At 66.6% G+C, this 18,881-nt stretch carries 18 protein-coding genes and 2 pseudogenes; 12 read left to right on the forward strand and 8 right to left on the reverse strand.

Annotation, left to right across the window (positions count from 1 at the left end; all coding sequences use genetic code 11):
• Positions 1-161 precede the first annotated feature (161 nt).
• Positions 162-1,133, forward strand: a complete 972-nt coding sequence (locus WDLP6_RS32110) for a Bug family tripartite tricarboxylate transporter substrate binding protein (RefSeq protein WP_162595340.1) — start codon at positions 162-164, stop codon at positions 1,131-1,133.
• A gap of 7 nt (positions 1,134-1,140) precedes the next feature.
• Positions 1,141-1,932 carry an alpha/beta fold hydrolase gene (locus WDLP6_RS32115; protein WP_162595341.1) on the forward strand — a complete coding sequence of 264 codons (792 nt, stop codon included), beginning with the start codon at positions 1,141-1,143 and terminating at the stop codon, positions 1,930-1,932.
• 15 nt (positions 1,933-1,947) lie between these two features.
• Here WDLP6_RS32115 and WDLP6_RS32120 read toward each other — a convergent pair whose 3' ends face one another.
• Entirely contained in the window at positions 1,948-3,315 is a 1,368-nt protein-coding gene (locus WDLP6_RS32120; RefSeq protein ID WP_162595342.1) for an MmgE/PrpD family protein, read from the reverse strand.
• 138 nt (positions 3,316-3,453) lie between these two features.
• Here WDLP6_RS32120 and WDLP6_RS32125 point away from each other — a divergent pair, with 138 nt between their 5' ends.
• Entirely contained in the window at positions 3,454-4,494 is a 1,041-nt protein-coding gene (locus WDLP6_RS32125; protein WP_162595343.1) for an aromatic ring-hydroxylating dioxygenase subunit alpha, read from the forward strand.
• A 5-nt stretch (positions 4,495-4,499) separates the two neighbouring features.
• On the opposite strand, the gene WDLP6_RS32130 is transcribed toward WDLP6_RS32125, so the two are convergent.
• Both WDLP6_RS32130 and WDLP6_RS32135 read right to left on the reverse strand, forming a co-directional pair.
• Entirely contained in the window at positions 4,500-5,318 is an 819-nt protein-coding gene (locus WDLP6_RS32130) for an enoyl-CoA hydratase/isomerase family protein (RefSeq protein ID WP_162595344.1), read from the reverse strand.
• Between the two features lie 5 nt (positions 5,319-5,323).
• Positions 5,324-6,307, reverse strand: coding sequence for a Bug family tripartite tricarboxylate transporter substrate binding protein (locus WDLP6_RS32135; RefSeq protein ID WP_162595345.1), 984 nt, complete (start codon positions 6,305-6,307; stop codon positions 5,324-5,326).
• A 149-nt stretch (positions 6,308-6,456) separates the two neighbouring features.
• Here WDLP6_RS32135 and WDLP6_RS32140 point away from each other — a divergent pair, with 149 nt between their 5' ends.
• A complete protein-coding gene (locus tag WDLP6_RS32140) occupies positions 6,457-6,924 on the forward strand; it encodes a DUF3237 domain-containing protein (RefSeq protein WP_162595346.1) in 468 nt (155 codons plus the stop codon).
• Here WDLP6_RS32140 and WDLP6_RS32145 read toward each other — a convergent pair.
• Entirely contained in the window at positions 6,906-8,792 is a 1,887-nt protein-coding gene (locus WDLP6_RS32145) for a feruloyl-CoA synthase (RefSeq protein ID WP_162595347.1), read from the reverse strand. The two genes, WDLP6_RS32140 and WDLP6_RS32145, sit on opposite strands and share 19 nt — an antisense overlap.
• Positions 8,793-9,085: 293 nt before the next feature.
• A pseudogene (locus tag WDLP6_RS35290) lies at positions 9,086-9,259 on the reverse strand (IS481 family transposase); the annotation flags it as partial.
• Positions 9,260-9,374: 115 nt separating this feature from the next.
• Between WDLP6_RS35290 and WDLP6_RS32155 the strand changes: the two are divergent.
• Positions 9,375-9,867: pseudogene (locus WDLP6_RS32155) on the forward strand (fumarylacetoacetate hydrolase family protein).
• A 28-nt stretch (positions 9,868-9,895) separates the two neighbouring features.
• Here the strand turns inward: WDLP6_RS32155 and WDLP6_RS32160 are convergent.
• The gene (locus WDLP6_RS32160) at positions 9,896-10,804 is read right to left on the reverse strand and encodes a LysR family transcriptional regulator (protein ID WP_162595348.1); all 909 of its coding nucleotides are present in this window, start codon (positions 10,802-10,804) and stop codon (positions 9,896-9,898) included.
• A 101-nt stretch (positions 10,805-10,905) separates the two neighbouring features.
• Between WDLP6_RS32160 and WDLP6_RS32165 the strand changes: the two genes are divergently transcribed.
• On the forward strand, positions 10,906-11,334 hold the full coding sequence (locus WDLP6_RS32165; RefSeq protein WP_162595349.1) for a DoxX family protein: 429 nt from the start codon (positions 10,906-10,908) through the stop codon (positions 11,332-11,334).
• A 169-nt stretch (positions 11,335-11,503) separates the two neighbouring features.
• Here the strand turns inward: WDLP6_RS32165 and WDLP6_RS32170 are convergent, their stop codons facing one another.
• A complete protein-coding gene (locus tag WDLP6_RS32170) occupies positions 11,504-11,896 on the reverse strand; it encodes a hypothetical protein (protein ID WP_162595350.1) in 393 nt (130 codons plus the stop codon).
• A 10-nt stretch (positions 11,897-11,906) separates the two neighbouring features.
• On the opposite strand from WDLP6_RS32170, the gene WDLP6_RS32175 reads away from it, so the two are divergent.
• Positions 11,907-12,572 carry a TetR/AcrR family transcriptional regulator gene (locus WDLP6_RS32175; RefSeq protein ID WP_162595351.1) on the forward strand — a complete coding sequence of 222 codons (666 nt, stop codon included), beginning with the start codon at positions 11,907-11,909 and terminating at the stop codon, positions 12,570-12,572.
• A 180-nt stretch (positions 12,573-12,752) separates the two neighbouring features.
• Here WDLP6_RS32175 and WDLP6_RS32180 read toward each other — a convergent pair whose 3' ends face one another.
• The gene (locus WDLP6_RS32180) at positions 12,753-13,316 is read right to left on the reverse strand and encodes a nuclear transport factor 2 family protein (protein ID WP_162571717.1); all 564 of its coding nucleotides are present in this window, start codon (positions 13,314-13,316) and stop codon (positions 12,753-12,755) included.
• Between the two features lie 79 nt (positions 13,317-13,395).
• Here WDLP6_RS32180 and WDLP6_RS32185 point away from each other — a divergent pair, with 79 nt between their 5' ends.
• The 5 genes from WDLP6_RS32185 to WDLP6_RS32205 are packed head-to-tail and all read left to right on the forward strand — an operon-like array spanning position 13,396 to position 18,881.
• Positions 13,396-14,154 carry an SDR family NAD(P)-dependent oxidoreductase gene (locus tag WDLP6_RS32185; protein WP_162571718.1) on the forward strand — a complete coding sequence of 253 codons (759 nt, stop codon included), beginning with the start codon at positions 13,396-13,398 and terminating at the stop codon, positions 14,152-14,154.
• A gap of 10 nt (positions 14,155-14,164) precedes the next feature.
• On the forward strand, positions 14,165-16,270 hold the full coding sequence (locus WDLP6_RS32190; RefSeq protein WP_162595352.1) for an acetate--CoA ligase family protein: 2,106 nt from the start codon (positions 14,165-14,167) through the stop codon (positions 16,268-16,270).
• Positions 16,271-16,285: 15 nt separating this feature from the next.
• Positions 16,286-17,062, forward strand: a complete 777-nt coding sequence (locus WDLP6_RS32195) for an enoyl-CoA hydratase/isomerase family protein (protein WP_162571720.1) — start codon at positions 16,286-16,288, stop codon at positions 17,060-17,062.
• Positions 17,063-17,111: 49 nt separating this feature from the next.
• Positions 17,112-17,819 (forward strand): TetR/AcrR family transcriptional regulator, encoded by a 708-nt coding sequence (locus WDLP6_RS32200; RefSeq protein ID WP_232077636.1) that lies wholly within the window; start codon positions 17,112-17,114, stop codon positions 17,817-17,819.
• Between the two features lie 3 nt (positions 17,820-17,822).
• On the forward strand, positions 17,823-18,881 hold the full coding sequence (locus WDLP6_RS32205; RefSeq protein WP_162595354.1) for a tripartite tricarboxylate transporter substrate-binding protein: 1,059 nt from the start codon (positions 17,823-17,825) through the stop codon (positions 18,879-18,881).

Below are 18,881 nucleotides of genomic sequence, written 5' to 3' on the forward strand. Positions count from 1 at the left end.
CCGTCGGGCGGCGCGGCTGTCGTCTCGAACTAGGACAGCGCCGCGCTCGCGGCGCCGCAGCGCTGTCCTGCTTACGCACGACAGACGCGGCGCGCAGCGCCGCGCAACATCGACGGCATGGCCTGGACAACCCTGCCAATCGCCAACTGATGGAGACACGAATGAAACTGACGATGAAGGCCGCATTGAGCCTGCTTCTCGCCGCTGCGGCTTCGCTCGCGCTCGCCCAGTCTGCCTACCCGACCCGTCCGATCAAGATCGTGGTCGGTTTCGCGCCGGGCGGCGGCGGCGATGGCGTCGCGCGCCTGATGGCGGAACACATGTCCAGGACGCTGAAGCAGCCGGTACTGGTCGAGAACCGTCCGGGCGCCGGAACGACGATCGCGCCTGCCTATGTCGCCGCCGCGGCGCCGGATGGCTACACCCTGGTGCTGGCGCCCGACTCGGTGTTCGGCGGCGACAAGGCGCTCTACCGTCCCAACGTCAAGTACGACGAGACGAACTTCACGCCGGTCAGCCGCTGGGCCAGCACGTTCTTCGTGATGGCCGTCAACAAGGACTTCGGCGTGACCAGCCTTCCGGAACTGATCGCCAAGGTGAAGCAGAACAACAACGAACTGTTCGTCGCTTCGACACAGGGCATCTATCCCGCGCTGATCATGGCCGACTTCAACCGGTTGACCGGCGTCCGTCTCAATCAAGTGCCCTACAAGGGTGGCGCGCCGGCGGTGATGGCGGTCCTCGGCGGCGAGGTGCCGGTGACTTTCGCGGTACCCAGCTCGGTGATGCCGATGGTGCAGGAGGGCAAGCTGCGCGCGATCGGCATCACCGCAGACAAGCGCTCCGGCCTGGCGCCCGACATCCCGACCCTGGCCGAGCAGGGCTTGCCGGGCTTCAACGTCGGCTACTGGTTCGGCCTGGCGGGCCCCGCGGGCATGAGCGCGGACATCGTCCAGAAGCTCTTCGACGCCAGCAGCGCGGCGCTGGCCGATCCCGCCGTGCGCGCCAACCTGGCCAAGCTCGGGTACGAACCCGCACCGTCGAAGTCCGTGGCCGAGTTTCGTCAGACCGTGGAACATGACGGGAGCGTGCTGCGCAAGGTCGTCGAGAGCACCGGCCTGAAGGGCGAATGAGAAGGCCATGCCGATCGCGCTGGTGAGGGGTGTGCGGCACTACTTCCGGCTCGAAGGTCCGGCGGATCTTCCATGGCTCGTGCTGGTTCATCCGCTGGGCGCCGATCAGGGCATCTGGGATCGCGTCACCCCTTTGCTGACGAAGCGCTTGCGCATCCTGCGCTACGACCTGCGCGGCCATGGCGGCACCGACACGACGGCCGGCGACTGTGGCATCGAGATGCTGTCGCGCGACCTGTTCGCCATGGCCGATGCCGTCGGTGCGCGATGTTTCTCGGTGGCGGGCATTTCGATCGGCGCGATGGTGGCGATGCATGCCGCAGCCACGCATGGCGCGCGGCTGCAGGCCCTGGTGGTCTCGCATGCGCTGGCCAGGCTGCCGGCGCCGCCCGATGGCTGGGACGCCCGGACAGCCGTGGTGCTGCGCGACGGCATGGCGCCCGTTGCCGCGCGCATGGTGGAGCGCCAGTTCGCGCCGGCGTTTCGCGCGACACGCGACCCCTTCATCGCTACGGTGCACGCGGCCTGCGCCTTGATGGACCCGCGCGGCTACGTGTCGGCCTCGGCCGTGCTGCGTGATGCCGACCTGCGCCCGCTGTTGCCGTCCATCGCCGTGCCGGCCCTGGTGGTGGCCGGCCAGCGTGACCCGATGCTGCCGATGGAGGGCGTGCGCGCCATTGCCGATGCGGTTCCCGGGGCGCGCTTTCTTGCCCTGGATTGCGGGCATCTGTCGCCCGTCGAGCTGCCCGAGGATTTCGCGCGCGAAGTCGGCGACTTCATCATCGCCGCGCTGGCCTGACCGGCCGTCGAAGGGTCAGACGTCCAGTGCCGAGAGGTCGGGCGCGCGCTCCAGGGTCGCGATGCCCGCGGCGATCCGACGGGCGCGCTCCGGTGCGATCGGCGTGGCCGCATAGCGTACGCAATCCATGAACTTGGAGAGCAGCGCGGCCTCGGACATCGGATGACGCACATCGCCCAGGGGTCTCGAAATCTCACGCACCCACACCCGGCCGTCATGCAGCGTGAGCTTCAGAATGCCGCGCAGCGAATCGTCGAAGTTCCAGTCGTTGCAGACTTCGCAGTGCACGCGTTGCGCCATCGCCAGCACCTCGGGGTCGCCCAGGGCGGGCGGCAGGTAGTCCGCCAGGCTCAACCGCCCGTGCACCAGCGCGATGGCGGTGGAGAACGGGACGCTGAACTTCGCATCGTTGGCTGTTTGCGGCGATCGTTTCTGCGCCAGCGGTTCGCAGAGGATGCGAAAGGTCGGGCTCACGACGGCGTCGATCCGCGCAATCGAGGCCGGTGCCACCGGCGCTTCTTCCCGCAGGCTGAGTGCCGCCTCGATGAACGAGTGTGTTCCGCGGCACGAAGGCCACGCCTTGAAGCTCACGTTCGCACCTTCGAAGACGCGGCCCAGGCCGCTGGTCAATTGCGCAGCGTCGTAGCGCCCGCCGGCATACATCGCGTAGAGCCCATGGGCGCCCTCGATCGGCTGGTCGTAGGCGTTGACACCGCGTGCTGCGAGCTGCGCGGCGATCACCGCCGCCTGCGCGCCGAACGCGTCGCGGATCTCGCGCATGTGCGAGTTCGGCGACGAGAGGAAGCCACTGCTGCAGGTGGCCTGGTTGAAGGCGAGGGCGAAGGCCTGCACCATCCGTGCTTCGTCGAGGCCCAGCAGCTTGCCGACGGCCGCCGCGGCGCCGTAGGTGCCCAGCAGCGGGCGCATCGTCCAGCCCCGCCGGGTGTCGTCATCGGCCATGGCGAGGCCGAGGCGGCAGCTGATGTCGGCCCCCACCGCGAGCGCTGCGATGAACTGCGCGCCCGTGATGCCGCCGACCGCCTGCGCGACGGCAAGCGCGGCCGGCAGGGCGATGCCGTGGGGATGGACCAGCGCGGCGTCATGGGTGTCCTCGTAGTCCAGCGCATGCGACATCGCGCCGTTGGCCAGCGCGGCCAGCGAAGGCGCCGCGCCGAAGCCGAAGCCGATGACCCGGCTCGGACCCTGCCCGGAACTTCGCGCCGTCTCGACGAAGGCGCGAGAGGCCTGCCCCAGCGTGCCGGCGGCGAGCGTGACGCCGAGTGCGTCGAGCAGGCTGCGCTTCACGGCCGCCACCGCCTGCGCGGGCAGATCGTCGAAGTGCGTGCCCGAGGCATGCGCAGCCAATTGCTTCGAAATGCTCATGCGCCGATGCTAGGTCCATCGGGCCGCCGGCCTTGTCCTCTCGAACGATGACAGTCGCTGTCGTTGTTCGGTAGGACCGTCTGCGCTGAAGCCGGCCCCTAACATTCCGACTCGTTCCCTGACCACGGAGTCTCGACCATGTTCCTGCGCAATTGCTGGTATGTCGCCGGATGGCTGGAAGACGTCGCATCGGATGCCGTCGTCGCCCGCACCATCATCGGCGACAACATCGTGCTCTATCGCAAGTCCGACGGCGCGCTGGTGGCGCTGCAGGATCGCTGCTGCCACCGGCACGCGCCGCTGTCCCTGGGTCGCAGGGAAGGCGACGATCTGCGCTGCATGTACCACGGGTTGAAGTTCAACCCGTCGGGCCAGTGCATCGAGGTGCCCGGGCAGGACCGGATCCCGCCGAAGGCCTGCGTGCGCAGCTACCCGGTGGCGCAGGCCGGGGCATGGATCTGGGTGTGGATGGGCGACCCGGCCAGGGCGAGCGAAGACCTGATCCCTCGCGGCCTCATCGGTCCCGCTCAGACCGACTGGATCTACGGCCAGGATGCGATGGCGTACGAAGCGTTCTACGAGCTGATCAACGACAACCTGCTCGATCTCTCGCACCTCAGCTACGTGCACGAGAAAACGCTTGGAAGGCAAAGCCTTCAGTGGGGCGAGACGCGTCCTGCCGTCACCCCGATCGAGCGCGGGTTGCGCGTCGAACGATGGCTGGTCGACGACCGGCCGCCGAGGCACATCGGTGCGCCCGACGACGCGCGTTTCGACCGCTGGACGGCGTATGACTATCTGGCGCCGGGCATCTTTCTGCTCACTTCGGAGTACCACGCTCTCGGAACGGCGAAGGCGTCGGGAATGGCCAAGCCATCGGCCCGGCCGCGCCACGTCAACATGACCCAGCAGGCGGTGGTTCCGGTGACGGCGCGGCGAAGCATTTACTACTTCACGGCGGGCCATCGCGCGCAGGACACCTACGACGGACGCGTGCCCCTGCAGGTCGCGGCCGTCGTCAACGCCTTCCAGGAAGACCGCACGATGATCGAAGCGCAGCAGAGGGTCATCGATGCATCGGTGCCATCGCCGATGGTGCTGACCTCGGCCGATGCGGCAGTGTCGCGCTTCAGGCGGATCATGCAGGCATTGATCGAGGAGGAAGCGCACGCCGCCTGAGCGCATTACGCGTCCGGCGGCCAGCGGATCTTGCTGGCGCCGAAGCGGGGATGCCGCTTCTCGTCGAAGGCACGCAAGCCTTCGGCAAGGTCGGCCGAAGCACCCAGGTCCACGGCGTGCCTGCGGGCCAGGGCGAGTGCTTCCTGTTCACCGTGTTCCGACGCCGCATCGAGCGCCTGCTTGCACAGCTGCATGGCGAGGGCCGGTCCGCGCGCGAGCCGCACGGCCAGGCGGCGCGCATCGTCCAGCGCCTGGCCGGGCTCGGACAGCTGGTTGACGAGGCCCCAGCGCTCTGCCGTGTCGGCGTCGATCGGATCGCCGAGCAGCATCATCTGCCGAGCGCGTCCGTCGCCGATGCGCCGCGTCACGCGCACCGTGCCACCGCTGCCGGGAAAGACGCCGAGCTTGACCTCCGGCAGGCCGAAGCGCGCCGCGCGCGATGCGACGATCCAGTCACAGCACACGGCGAGTTCGAGGCCGCCGCCCATCACGGCACCTTCGACCGCGGAGATGGTCGGCTTCGGAAAGCGGGCGAGAGCGCCGAAGACGCTTTCGTCCTGCGCGAACTTCGCAGCGAGTGCCTCCGGACCGTGCGCGATCAGGGTGTGCAGCTCGGCCAGATCGGAGCCGGCGCTGAAGGCCTTGTCACCGGTGCCGTGAATCACCAGCACGCGCAGCGCATCGTCCTGCGCACAGTGCACCAGCAGTTCGCCGAGGCGCAGCACCATTGCGCGGCTCAGCGGATGGAAGGGTGGACTGTCGAGGCCGACCACGGCGACCGGGCCGATGGCCTCGAAGCGGATGTGGCCCATCGTGTGTTCCATGTCCGTCACTCGAGCGTGATGCCGGCGGAACGGATGACCTGGGCCCAGGTCCGCGTCTGCGATGCGAGGCGCGCCTGCAGCATCGCGGCCGAGCCCGGGTCCGCGACCAAGCCGTTCTGCGCCAGCTGCCTGCGCAGCTCGGGCATCTGCAGGACCGTGTTCACGGCCTGGTTGAGTCGCGTCACGACGCCCTCGGGCATGCCGGCGGGGCCAAACAGCCCGGTCCATGCGCCCAGCTCGGTTTCGGGCATGGGCAGACCGGCCTGGGCGAAGGTCGGCACGCCGGCCAGTCCCGCCGGGGGCTCGGCACCGGTGACGGCCAGGGCCTTGAGCTGGCCTGCCGCCACCATCTCGCGTGCGCTGGCCGTGCCGCCGAACATCATCGTGATCTGGCCGCCCATCAGGTCGGTCATGGCCGGCGCCGCCCCGCGGTAGGGGACATGGCGCAAGTCGATCTTTGCGCTGCGCTTGAAGATCTCGCCGAACAGGTGGGTGACGTTGCCGTTGCCCGCCGAGCCAAAGGTGAGGGTGCCGGGCTGCGCCCGGGCCGCGGAGATCAGCTCCGCGAGGCTGTCGAAGCGGGTCTTCGACGGATTGACGAGCAGGACCACGGGGCCCAGCGTGAGCGGGGCGATCGCGCTCAGATCGCGCGGCGGATCGAAGCTGGTGTGGCCGCCGAGAAGGGTGGCGCCGGTCGCGAGGTCGAGGCCGCCGAGCAGCAAGGTCGATCCGTCGGGCGCCGCGTGGGCCACCAGCGCGCCGGCAATCGTGCCGGCCCCGCCCGGCCGGTTGTCGACCACCACCGACTGGCTCAGCACCTCGGACAGCTTCACCGACACCTGGCGCGCGATGATGTCGGTCGTGCCGCCCGGCGCGAAGGGCACGACGATGTGCACCGGCCTGTCGGCAGGCAGCTTCTGCGCCCAGGCCCGCGACCCCGCGAGCAGGACCGCGGCGGCACAGAGGGCGTCCCTGCGATGGATCTTCATGGCGCGGTCTCTGGATGACATGGATGCCAAGATAGCCGTGCGCGTGACAGCGCGCCGTCGTACGAAAACACGACAACCTCTGTCGTCGTTTGGTACGACCGCCGCCAGCGTCCGCCTCTTTCTATGATTGCCTGAATGAAGGAGCGGCCATGGAACCCCAGCTTGAATTCGCATTCGAAACCCGCCTGACGCTCGCGCCGCGCCTGCGCCTGGACAACCCGCCGATCGGCGGTGCACGCCTGTCGGTGCCTGTCGTCGGCGGCGAATTCGAAGGCCCGCGCCTCAGGGGCAAGGTGTTGAACCACGGTGGGGAGTTCCCCCATGTGCGCGCCGACGGCGTGTTCTGCTTCGATGCGCGCTACTTCATGGAGGAACAGGACGGCACCCTGATCTACATCCAGAACCGAGGCTTCCGCCACGGCGCGCCGGAGGTGATGGACCGGCTGTACCAATTGCCGCCGGGCGAGACCGTGGACCCGGCGAGCTACTACTTCCGGTGTTCGCCGACCTTCGAGACGCCACCCGGCAAGCACGACTGGCTGACGCGGCATCTGTTCATCGGCGTCGGCGCACGCATGGAGACCGGCAACGTGATCCGCTACTTCACTGTGCTCTGAGCGACAAGGACCGCCGGCACGGGCGATGCGGCGTAGAGCCGATCGACCAGCGTCGAACGATGGGCCAGCAGTGCGCGCTGGTTGATGGAGCCCTTGTCGGTCAATTCGCCCGCCGCGGCGCTCGGCGCTTCCTCGAGAACAATGGCGCGTGCGATGCGCGTCGAACTGCCGGTGCTCCGGCGCGCCAGCGTGTCGAGGACGGTTTGGACGGCAGCCCGCAGGCCGGGATGGGCCAGCAGTTCGAGCCATTCCGTTGTCTGCGGATTCATGTCGCACAGTGCATAGGCGGCGGCGCGATCAAGCAGGAGCAGGGCCGCGATCTCGTCGCGGTTCTCGCCCGCCAGCACGACGTCAAGGAACACGCCCTTCGCCTCGAGGATCATCTTTGATCGCAGCGTGCCGACGTTGACCCAGGTGCCGGTCGACAGCTTGAAGTCTTCCGCGAGGCGGCCGTCGAAGGCCAGACCGCGCGCGATGTTCCCGGGTTCGACGAACGACAGCGCATCGCCCATCCGGGCGAAGCCGTCGCTGTCGAAGAGCTTGCGCGTGAGTTCCGGCTGGCGCCAGTAGCCCGGCGTCACGTGCGGTCCGCGCAGGCAGGCCTCGTATTTTTCTGCCACCGGGACGAGCTTCAGTTCGCAACCCGGAACCGGCAGTCCGGCCAGACCGGTTTCGCTGCAGATCCAATTGGTTGCCAGGGCGAGCGGGGCCGTTTCGGTCGCACCATAGCCGCACATCATGGGAATGCGCTCGCCGACCGTCCGCACGGCGAGTTCATCGAGGTCCGCGACCAGCGAATCGCCGAGCGCCGCGCCGGAATAGTAGAGCAGCGAAAGCTTCGAAAAGAAGTTCTGCCGCAGTTCGGGCTGCGCACGAAGATAGGGGATCAGTTCAGCAAATCCGCGCGGCACGCTGAAGTAGATCGTCGGCGCGACCTCGCGCAGGTTGGCCACGGTCTTGCCGATCTCGCCCGGAATCGGCTTGCCGTCGTCGACGTAGAGCGAACCGCCGCAGAAGATCGTCAGCCCCATCATCTGGTTGGCGCCCGAGGTGTGATGCCAGGGCAGCCAGCTCACGATGATCGGCGGCTGGCTGAAGATGACGGGAAAGGCCTGCGCGAACATGGCTTGGTTGCAACTCAGCATTCGCTGGGTATTGATGACCCCCTTGGGCATGCCGGTCGAACCGGATGTGAACAGGATCTTCGCCGTCGAGTCCGGCATGACCGCTGCACTCGCGCGAGAGACCTGCGCGCTCGCCGGCCTGGATTGCAGCGCTTCGAACGGCGTACTTGTGCGCGAGACCAGTGGCGAGGTCGAGGTCAGGACTTCGACGTCGGCCGGAAGGACCTCCACAATGGCCTTGTCGAAAGCCGCGCCATCGTCCACGAACACCAGGCCCGGTGTGAGCAGGGCGAGCACGTGCTTCAGCTTGGCGAAGTCGGTCGAGACCAGCGAGTAGGCCGGTGTCACGGGGCAGTGGGGAATGCCGACATGCATCGCGGCCAGCGCAAGGAGCGCGTGCTCGATGCTGCTGCCCGACAGAATGGCGATCGGCCGCTCTTCGGACAGGCCTCGCTCCAGCAGCGACTGCGCGATGCGCAGGACCCGGTCCATGGCTTCCCGATACGTCATGCGCTGCCAATCGCCGTCGGGCTTCCGGACGGCAAGGAACAGGCGATGCGGGTGAATGGCCGCCCCTTCCGACAGCTTGTCCGTCAACTTGGCCGGGTAGGGCATGGCGGCCTCGCCGGAGCACACGAGGAGGCTGCCGTCGTCGCGCGCGGTCACATCGACGTGGCACGGTCCCAGCGGGATCCGACGGTAGGGCGCATCGCCCGATGGGAGCGATTCGGGAAGGTCAGACATCGGCCGATGCTAAGGAACTCTGTAAGGCGACGGTGTCCTGCCAAACGACGACAGCCTTGCGCAGCCAGCGGCCTCGCTGCCTGCGAGCCCCATATTCAGTGGCAGAAGCGGCCCATGACGTAACCTGCAAAACTATCGAGCCTGGGCATTTCTGACGCCCCGACGTTCAAAGGGGGCATCCAATGGCAACGTTTGCGCCAGCTTTGCAAAGGGTTCTAGATCATTCATCTTGGATCGTTGTCCGCGACTGAGCGCAGGACGTTCTGGTAGATCAAATCGGCCTGCTCTTCGCCGCGCGACGGATGGTTGGACACATCTAGGTGTGAAGCGTCAAGAGGTTGTGCCGTTGGCGCAGTGACGCCGTGCGCGGCTGCCGCTTGCACGGCATCAAGGCCTTCCAAGGTCATCTGTTTGACCATCTCGATTCGGCGGGCAAAAGTAAGTCGGGCATGCTTATGGGTGTTCATTCGGTTGGGCGTCCTGAGTGGATTGGGTGTTTGGCGACTTCCAGTCTCTCAAACCCAATCCGGATGAACACCGGATACAACCTATTGAAGCTTCACAACTAGAACGGCTCGTCCCATGGTTTTCGTCTTTGAACCGGAGCCGCAGGTCGGCATCCCCATCGTGGGAAGCCATGCTGCCTTTCCTGTCCGGCGCATTTACTGTGTCGGCCGCAACTATGCCGCGCATGCCCGCGAGATGGGCTTCGACCCCGAACGGGAGCCTCCGTTCTTCTTCTGCAAGCCCGACAACGCGATCGTCGTGGTGCCGCCGGGCAAGACCATCGGCATTTCGTATCCGTCGCAGAGCATGGACTTTCAGCACGAGATCGAGCTGGTGATTGCCATTGGGAGGGCAGGGCGCGACATCCTGGTCCGGCCAGCGCAGCGACATTGCAAAGCTCATCTGGTTATGCGCTGAGATCGTTGCCAATCTCTCCACGTTCTTCGAACTGCGTCCCGGTGACCTGATCTACACGGGAACCCCGGAAGGCGTGGGCAAGGTCGAGAGAGGGCAGACGATGAAGGGCGGCATCGACGGCCTGGGCGAGTTGAGTGTGCGGGTCGGTTGACTTGCCTATGGCACCAGTCCCCGAACGTTCAAGATCGAGATGGCGCATCGGTCTGCTTGAGCTGGTCGAGAAACCAGCGACCGGCCGGCCCTGGGGGCGAATCCTTGCGATAGACCGCAAGCATCGCGATCGGCGGCGTTCGCGGCTGAAAGTTCTCGACCTGGATCTGCACGAGAGAACCGGCATCGAGATCATTGCGGACCATCGCGACCGGCATGTGTCCCCAGCCGAACCCTGCGCGCAGGAATGCATGTTTCGCACCCAGATCCGCAAGACGCCAGGTGAGTGGCGAGAAGACGCCGTAGGCCTTGCCGTCGGACAGTGTCGTGCGGTCCGTCAGGAGCAGCTGCACGTGCTGCTCCAGTTCGCGCAGCCGGATGACGCCCTTGCGGCGCGCGAGAGGATGGGCGTTGCCGGTCACTGTGACCATCTGCACGTCGAGGAGCTTCTCGGCATCGACGGCGTCCGGCACGACAGACAAGGATCCGATGATGCCGAGCCGGCAAGTGCCCTGCAGCACCGGCTGAATGACCGCACCCAACGCTTCGACGTAGAGGCGAAGCGGTGTGTGCGGGAATGCCGCCCGGAACAGGCCGACGGCCACGGTCATGGACTCCATGGGATACATCACGTCCACCACGACCGATAGCTCGGGTTCCAGGCCCTCGGCAATGGTCCGCGCCTTCGCCTTGAAGCCGTCCATGCCGTTGACGACCAGGCGGGCCTCCGCGAGGAGCGCCGTGCCCTCCTTGGTGAGCTGCGGATAGCGCGCCGACCGATCGAACAGCTGTACGTCGATCTGCGCTTCGAGGTTGGCCAGGGTCTGGCTGACGACCGATTGAGCCCGGCGCAGCTTGCGCCCCGCAGCCGAAAAGCTGCCTTCGTCCGCCGCTGCAATGAAGGTTCGCAGCTGATCCATGGATACGCCGTCCAGCATCGATCGCTCCTGCCGATGGGTTGCATCGAAAGATATAGGCTTCCAAAGGGGATGTCCAGCTCATAACCTTCAGGGCACGTCATCAACCGAAGGAACACATCATGAACACGACTTCTGAACACAACCATACCGTCCTGCCGTTCGTCGGACGAATCCTCCTGGCCGCGATCTTCATCGTCAGCAGCCTGGGAAAGATCGCGGCGCCCGAGGCGACCCAGGGATACATCGCATCGGTCGGGCTGCCCGTGCCGGTGCTTAGCTACCTGGCCTCCATCGTCATCGAACTGGGTGGCGGCTTGCTCCTGCTGGCAGGCTACCGCACCCGCGTGGTTGCGGCGGGGCTTGCCGCGTTTTCGATCGTCTCCGCGCTCATCTTCCACCACGCGCTCGGCGATCAGAACCAGCTGTTCCACTTCTTCAAGAACCTCGCGATGGCCGGGGGGTTGATCCAGGTTGTGGCGTTCGGCGCGGGCGCATTCAGCATCGACAACCGCAAGCAAGTGCTCCGCCGCACCTTGGTCGCTCAGTAGGTCGGGAACGTCCCGTCCGCCCCGGCCATGGGGCGGATTTTCCTTATCGCCGACAGATAGGCCTCAGTCTATCTATCGTCCATCTCGATGGATCGATTCGAAAGATTCAGGCTTCTATGCGAAGCGAACCGGACTTAACCTTCAACTTGTCTCGGAGATTGAGATGAAGCTATGGGAATTCATTGATAGACATCACGAAGACTTCGGAGCCGCGCTCTTCATTCTTCCCTGCCTGCTGGCAACGTTCGCGATGGCTGGAATTGTCTTTGGCATCAGCCTCTTGTTCCGGTAGTGCTTTCTTGCCCGTTGGACGTTCTGCGATCGTGCCTGAAGGTTTCGGCCAGGGACCATGCACGGCTTCCGGCAGGACCGCGAAGCGTCGCGTTGGAAATCGCGTCAACTTCAGTCCGTTGTTCAGTGAGTGCGCAGTTTTTCCTGCAGACAAAGCCGTACCAGGGCTTGCCGTCGCCGTCCGCCTCGGCCACGCATGACGTATATTCATGCGCAACACGAGGGCACGGATGGCAAGCGGCAAAGCAGCACGAGGCACGAAAGCAAACAAGGTCGACGCGGTGGAAGATCGCCCCACGCAATTGATCGAGATTGCGTCGCGCCTGTTTGCAGCTCGCGGATACGCCGGAACCTCGCTGCGCGACATCGCGGAGGAAGCGCGCGTCACCAAGGCCGCGCTCTACTACCACTTTCCCAACAAGGAAGCGCTCTACGAGCAGATCGTGGTCGACAGCCTGCAGGCCCTGATCGACCGGGTCAGCGAGGCTGTCGTGCAGGCCGGGAGCGCAACCGAAAAGGTATGCGCCTTCATGCTCAGTGCGGCGGACGTGTTCGCCGGCGCGCCCGATGCATGGATCGCCGGATCGAACGTGTTCTGGTCCAGCATGGGGCCGCAGATCCGCGCCGCCGCGGTCGGGCGCCGCGACAAGTTCGAGAAGCTCTTGCGCTCATGCATCGCGGAGGGTGTGGCGTCCGGCGAATTCCGCAAAGTCGATCCGGCCATCGCGGGCCGCCTGCTGCTTTCCACCCTCAACCAGATGACGCGCTGGATCAAGCGCGACGGGCCGCTCACGCCACGCCAGGTGATCGAGCAATACCTCGAGATCATCCTGATCGGCATGAGGACACACGAGGCGCAGACGACTTCGCGGCGGCGCGACTCGGCCGTGATGACGACCCGGTCGGTCGGCCCATCGAGGAAGCCTCCGAAGGCTGGCAAAGCCTAACCTCGGGCTTGTGAACGGCCGCGTGCGCGGACTTCTGTGCGAGGCTCGCTGGCGAGCCAGCGGATGGCGCACGGCCTGTTTGGCAGAGAGCGATCGGCCGAACTGCGCACGCGTCGACATGTACTCGGCCGTCCCCGTCACCGGCGCGTCGTTCGTTCTGGCGGACATCGGTTGCCGGCATCAATCCGAGCGGGTGGCTGGCGCCATTCGCATCTCTGCCAGCAACGCGTAGAGCGGATCGTCCGGCTTCGTGCCACCGATCGGCGTGCGCGGGCCGAAGCGCTCGGCCTCGCTGCCCTCGGCCACGTCGAGGGGGCGCATCCAGTCATAGACCACGGTGCGCGCCGCGATGCGCCATTCGTCCGCGCGCTTCTCGAACCGGTCCACGTAACGGCCGGCCAGGAAAACGGCGCGCGGTCGGCCCTCGTCATCGCGGTCGCGCTGGAGTGCCAGGAAGTAGGTCTCGACCGCGGCCTGCCTGCCGTGCAGTTCGATCGACAAATTGGTGATGTTGTGAATCGAGCGTTCGCCCCGCGTGGCGAGCGTTTCCAGCGCACGGTCGATGAAGCCGGCGGCGCTGCCCTGGTAGGCGCCGTGACGGTCGGTGGCGTCCGGCCAGTAGGCACTGCGCAAGGCTTCCTCGTCCTGGCGGTCGATGCCGCGGCAATAGCGGTTCATGCACTCGCGGATGGCCTCTCGGTCCATGAGTTCGCCGACGCGGCGCTCCAGAACGTTTGCATTCATAGGGTATCTCCTAGGTGATTGTGGATCGCCGACTTACTAACCGGCCGGTAGAATTTTGCACAGAAAGCGGGAAACAAGCATGACCTCTCGAATGGCTGGCAAGGTTGCACTGGTCACTGGCGGCGCGCAAGGCATCGGCCGCGCGATCTGCGATGCGTTCGCGGCAGAAGGCGCGGCAGTGGGCGTGCTGGACATCAAGGCGGACAATGCCGAGCGCGCTGCGCAGGCGATCCGCGAGCAGGGCGGCAAGGCCGTCGCGTGCAGCGGCAATGTGGCCGAGCGCGGCACCTTCGAAGCCGCGGTAGACACGATGGAGCGCGAGTTCGGCCGGCTCGACGTGCTGGTCAACAACGCGATCTGGGTCCGCTACGGGCCGATCGACGCGGTCACGCCACAGATGCTGGAACGCATGGTCGGCACCGGCTTCAACTCGGTCGTTTGGGGCACCCAGGTCGCGGCACCGCTGATGGAAAAGAATGGTGGCGGCTGCATCATCAACATCGCCTCGGCCGCGGGCTATCTCGGCATGCCCAACGGCGTGATCTATTGCGGCGTCAAGGCGGGCGTGCTCGGTCTGACGCGTGCGCTCGGCGTGGAGCTGGGTCCGCGCAAGATCCGCGTCAACGCGATCTCGCCCGGCACCATCATGACCGAGGGCGTGAGCATCAACGTGGACGAGGCCGGCATCGCCAAGCGAATCGCGCGCACGCCGGTCGGCCGGCTCGGGCAGGTTGAAGATATCGCGCGCGCTGCACTCTTCCTGGCCAGCAGCGACAGCGGCTTCATCACCGGCGAATCCTTGCTCGTCGACGGCGGCGTGACGCACGCCTTTCTCTGATCCATCCGGCATGCATCCCCTTCATCCGCTTTTCTTTCCGTCGTCGGTGGCGATCATCGGCGCGTCTTCCGACCCCGAGCGCATCGGCGGCCGTCCGCTTCGCTTCCTGGTCGAAGCCGGCTTTGCCGGTGCCATGTATCCGGTCAACCGCAGCGGTGCCGCCGAGATCCAGGGCCTGCCTGCCTATGCAAGCCTGGCCGACGTGCCGGGTCCGGTGGACCATGCGATCGTCGCGGTGCCGGTGTCCGGGGTGGAGGCCGCATTGCAGGACTGTGCTCTCAAGGGTGTGAGGGTGGTGCAGGTCTTCACCGCCGGCTTCGCCGAGGCGAACGCAGCCGGTGCCGAACTGCAGGCGCGGCTGGTGGGCATCTGCCGCGAATCCGGCATGCGCATGGTCGGACCCAACGCGCTCGGCCTGCTCAATCCTTCCGCCAACTTCTACGCCACCTTCTCCACCGCGCTCAACGGCTTGCGGCCCAAGCCGGGCGTGATCGGCATGGCGACGCAGAGCGGCGCATTCGGCTCGGCCGCCTATGGCATGGCGACACTGCGCGGCATCGGGCTGAGCCGGGTGATCGCCACCGGCAACGAGGCCGACGTCGACGTGGCCGAATGCATCGACTACCTGGTGGACGACGCCGACACGCGGGTGATCTGCGCCGCGCTCGAAGCCTGCAAGGACGGCGCGCGCCTGCGCGCCGCGCTGTGCAAGGCGGCGCAGGCGGGCAAGCCGGTGGTGATCATGAAGATCGGTCGCACCGAGGTCGGTGCCGCCGCGGCGGCCACGCACACCGGTTCGCTCGCCGGCAACGATGCGATCTACGACGCAGTATTCGCCGAATGTGGTGCCCACCGCGCGAGCTCGATCGAGGAGATGCTCGACATCGCGCATCTCTGCGCCGTCTGCGGACATCTGCCTGCGAACGAGCAGATCGGCATCATGACCGGCTCGGGCGGCATCGGCATCCTGATGGCGGATGACGCTACCGACTTGGGTTTGACACTGCCGCCGCTGACCGCCCAGTCGGAGCAAGCGCTGCGCGAGCTGTTGCCCTTTGCTGTTCCGGCCAATCCCTACGACACGACCGCACAAGTAACGTCCGTGCCCGACGGTGTGCCGCGCACCCTCGAAGCCATGCTGCTGCCGGGTTCGCCATTCGGCAGCTTGTTCGCGTACCTCGCGCACGTGGGCCTCTCGCCCACTCGCTTCGCAGCGACCGAGCAACACCTGATCGAACTGCGCGCGAAACATCCGCAGCAACCGCTGGTACTCGTGATGTTGTCCGACCCGTCGGTGACCCAGCGGCTGGAGGCCGCCGGCGTCGCGGTTTTCGCCGACCCGTCGCGCGCGGTGCGTGCCGTCGGCGGCGCGGCGCGCATGGCGCGCCTGCGGCGCCAGCTGCGCCGCCTTGTCGCTCCCACCGCCGTTGCCGAAGCGTTGCCGCCGGCCGCCACCGAAGCCGAGGCGAAGGCCATCCTCGGCGCTGCCGGCATCCCCGTGCTCCCGGAGCAGATCTGCAACAGTGCCGAGGCCGCGGCGCGCGCGGCCGATGGCATGGGCTACCCCGTGGTGGCGAAGATCGTGTCGGCCGACATTCCGCACAAGACCGAAGTCGGTGGCGTCCTGGTGGACCTGCCGGACCGGCCGTCGGTCCTGGCCGCTTACGACACGCTCATGTCCCGCGCCGCCGAACGCGCGCCGCAGGCCCGGATCGACGGCGTGCTGATCGCGCCGATGGTCAAGGGCGGCGTCGAGACCATCATCGGCATTCACATGGACCCGGTGTTCGGCCCGATGGTGATGTTCGGCCTCGGCGGTACCGCGGTCGAGTTGTTCAAGGACGTAGCCTTCGCCTCCGCGCCGCTGTCGCCCGCGCAAGCGAACTCGCTCGTGAATGCGGTGCGCTCGTCGGCCCTGTTGAAGGGCTGGCGCGGGGGGCCGGCCTTCGACACGGCGGCCTTGGCGGATGCGCTCAGCCGACTGTCGGAATTCGCGGTGCGTCATGCAGACCAGCTGGCCGGTATCGACATCAATCCCTTCGTCGTCAAACCCCAAGGCGCGGTGTGCCTGGATGCACTGATCTCCACTCGCCAGGCCGCCGTCTTTTCCCACTAGTCACAAGGAACGCTCATGGACAGCTTCAAGACCCTTCTCTTGACCGTCGAAGACCGCATCGCGGTGGTCACGCTCAATCGCCCGCCGGTCAATGCGCAGAATGCCGACCTGCGCAACGAGCTCATCCAGGTGTTCGACGAGCTGAGCGACCGCGATGACGTCAGCGTGATCGTGTTGACCGGCGCCGGCAAATGCTTCTCGGCGGGCGCCGACATCCGCGAGCGGCCGAATCTCGCCGCCACGCCGGGCGCCTATGGGCGGCACAACCGCATCGTGCGCGAGTCGTACTACGCGGTGGTCGAATGCTCGAAGCCCGTGATCGCCGCAATCAACGGCGCCGCGCTCGGGGCAGGCTTCGGCCTGGTCATGGGCTCGGACATCTGGGTCGCCTCGGAAGACGCGTATGTCTCGATGCCTGAAATCAACGTCGGCCTGGCCGGCGGCGTGACCTTTCTGCAGAAGCATTTCAGCCAGTCGCGCGCACGGCGCATGTTCTACACCGGCATGCAGGTGACCGCGCAAGAACTCTATCGGCTCGGACTGGTCGAGGCTTGCTTGCCGGCCGCGGAACTGATGCCCTACGCGATGGACATCGCGCGCGAGATCGCATCCAAGAGCCCGATCGCGGTGCGCCTGGCGAAGGAGGCAGCCCGCTTGACGCTGACGATGCCGCCGCGCGATGCCTACCGCTACGAGCAGGGCAACACCGTGGCCCTTTCGAAGACCGAGGACACCAAGGAAGCTCAGAAGGCGTTCTTCGAGAAGCGCAAACCGGTCTTCACCGGCCGTTGAGCTTCGATCCCTCGCTTCGACTTGTCACGCTGCCATGCAACTGCACCGAATGCCCGCCACGTCGATCGGCCCCGCGGCGCTCGAATCGCGCGAGAGCCAGTTGCTGGCCATCGCCAGGCAGCTGTTCGCGCGCGACGGATTCGAGCGCACCTCGCTGCGTGACATCGCGGAAGCGGCGGACATCACCAAGGCCGCGCTGTACTACTACTTCCCCAACAAGGAAGCGCTGTACGAGCGCGTGGTGGTCGATTCGATGCAGGCGCTGTTCGACGATGTGTGCGGCGCGGTGGCGCTGGTGCATTCGCCCACGGCGCGCATCCGCGCGTTCATGCTGGCCTCGGCACAGGTGCTCGACCACGCCCGCGACCGCTGGATCGCAGGCTCCCGTGCCTTTCACGAAGGCGGCAGGGGAGGGCAACATCTCGCGGCGATCGCGCTGCGTGACCGCTACGAGAGCCTGCTTCGATGCTGCATCGCCGAAGGTGTCGAGAGCGGCGAGCTGCGCGCGGTCGATCCGGCGCTGGCCGGCCGCTTCCTTCTTTCGGGACTCAACCAGATGAGCCACTGGCATCGGTCGGACGGTCGGCTTTCGGCAGCGCAAGTGATGGCGCAGTTTCTGGACATGGCGCTGCAGGGCTTGTGCGTCGAGGCACGCGGCAATGCGGAAGCTTCGGTCTCCGACGCACCGGTTTCATCGTCCACCACCACGCCGCGCGCGCAGAAGCTGTGCCGCACGGTCGGAACGACATCTGCCTGAATCATGAAGAAGTCTCTCGAGCCGAAGCGCAATATCGGTCCTTACCGGTCGGCCGGACGAACGAGTTTCGCCGCGCGGCTGCTGCATCGCGCGGCCGCTTTGCTCGCGGCGGTCGCGCTGCTGTCGCCGCCGACTTCGTTCGCGCAGAGCGCGGCGGATGCACCCTTCCTGCACGGCCCGACGACGCTCATCGTTCCCTACGCGGCCGGCGGGCTCACCGACAACCTGGCACGCGCGTTGAGCCAGCGCCTGTCCGTGCGCTGGGGCCAACCGGTGATGGTGGAGAACCGCGCCGGCGGCGGCACCGTGATCGGCACCGCTGCGGCGGCCCGCGCTCCGGCCGACGGCCGGACGCTTCTGGTGACCAGCTTTGGCTACACGACCAACCCTTTTCTGATGCCGGACCTGCCTTACAAGGAAGGCGCGTTGGAGCCGCTGGCCATGGTCGCGGTGGCGCCGGCCATCCTCTTCGTGCATCCCTCGGTGCCGGCGGATGACCTGCCTTCGCTGGTCAAGTACATGCGAAGCTCGGGCAAGCCGTTCACCTTTGCCTCATCGGGCAACGGCTCCAGCCCGCACATCGGCGCCGAGTTGTTCGCTTCGCAGATCGGCGTCCAGATCGTGCACGTGCCCTATCGCGGCAACGGGCCCGCGCTGACCGATCTGGTCGGTGGGCAAGTGCAGGGCATGTTCGACTCGAAGGCCTCCTTGTCGTTCGTGAAGGCGGGCAAGCTGAAAGCCATCGGCGTCAGCTCGCTCAAGCCTTCGCCCCTCGCGCCGGACCTCAAGCCGATCGCGCAATCCGGTGTGCCGGAACTCGCCAACTTCGCGACCGCCAGCTGGTTCGGCGTGCTGTTGCCCGCGGCCACGCCGAAGCCGCTGCAGGCGCGGCTGTACGCCGAGCTCCGCGCGGTGCTCGACACGCCCGAAATGCGCGACGCCATCGACCGCGCCGGCGTTGAGCCCTTGCTCCTGACCCAGGCCGGATTCGCCGCCTACCTGAAGGCGGAGTCCGAGCGCTGGGGTCCGGTGATCCGCAGCAAGAACATCAAGGCGAATTGA

Source organism: Variovorax sp. PBL-E5, assembly GCF_901827185.1.
Classification (GTDB): domain Bacteria; phylum Pseudomonadota; class Gammaproteobacteria; order Burkholderiales; family Burkholderiaceae_C; genus Variovorax.

Bases quoted from the DNA above. Each gene is read 5' to 3' on its own strand.
- WDLP6_RS32110 (WP_162595340.1), top strand. From the start codon at position 162: ATGAAACTGACGATGAAGGCCGCATTGAGCCTGCTTCTCGCCGCTGCG.
- WDLP6_RS32115 (WP_162595341.1), top strand. From the start codon at position 1,141: ATGCCGATCGCGCTGGTGAGGGGTGTGCGGCACTACTTCCGGCTCGAA.
- WDLP6_RS32120 (WP_162595342.1), bottom strand. From the start codon at position 3,315: ATGAGCATTTCGAAGCAATTGGCTGCGCATGCCTCGGGCACGCACTTC.
- WDLP6_RS32125 (WP_162595343.1), top strand. From the start codon at position 3,454: ATGTTCCTGCGCAATTGCTGGTATGTCGCCGGATGGCTGGAAGACGTC.
- WDLP6_RS32130 (WP_162595344.1), bottom strand. From the start codon at position 5,318: ATGGAACACACGATGGGCCACATCCGCTTCGAGGCCATCGGCCCGGTC.
- WDLP6_RS32135 (WP_162595345.1), bottom strand. From the start codon at position 6,307: ATGAAGATCCATCGCAGGGACGCCCTCTGTGCCGCCGCGGTCCTGCTC.
- WDLP6_RS32140 (WP_162595346.1), top strand. From the start codon at position 6,457: ATGGAACCCCAGCTTGAATTCGCATTCGAAACCCGCCTGACGCTCGCG.
- WDLP6_RS32145 (WP_162595347.1), bottom strand. From the start codon at position 8,792: ATGTCTGACCTTCCCGAATCGCTCCCATCGGGCGATGCGCCCTACCGT.
- WDLP6_RS32160 (WP_162595348.1), bottom strand. From the start codon at position 10,804: ATGCTGGACGGCGTATCCATGGATCAGCTGCGAACCTTCATTGCAGCG.
- WDLP6_RS32165 (WP_162595349.1), top strand. From the start codon at position 10,906: ATGAACACGACTTCTGAACACAACCATACCGTCCTGCCGTTCGTCGGA.
- WDLP6_RS32180 (WP_162571717.1), bottom strand. From the start codon at position 13,316: ATGAATGCAAACGTTCTGGAGCGCCGCGTCGGCGAACTCATGGACCGA.
- WDLP6_RS32185 (WP_162571718.1), top strand. From the start codon at position 13,396: ATGACCTCTCGAATGGCTGGCAAGGTTGCACTGGTCACTGGCGGCGCG.
- WDLP6_RS32190 (WP_162595352.1), top strand. From the start codon at position 14,165: ATGCATCCCCTTCATCCGCTTTTCTTTCCGTCGTCGGTGGCGATCATC.
- WDLP6_RS32195 (WP_162571720.1), top strand. From the start codon at position 16,286: ATGGACAGCTTCAAGACCCTTCTCTTGACCGTCGAAGACCGCATCGCG.
- WDLP6_RS32200 (WP_232077636.1), top strand. From the start codon at position 17,112: ATGCCCGCCACGTCGATCGGCCCCGCGGCGCTCGAATCGCGCGAGAGC.
- WDLP6_RS32205 (WP_162595354.1), top strand. From the start codon at position 17,823: ATGAAGAAGTCTCTCGAGCCGAAGCGCAATATCGGTCCTTACCGGTCG.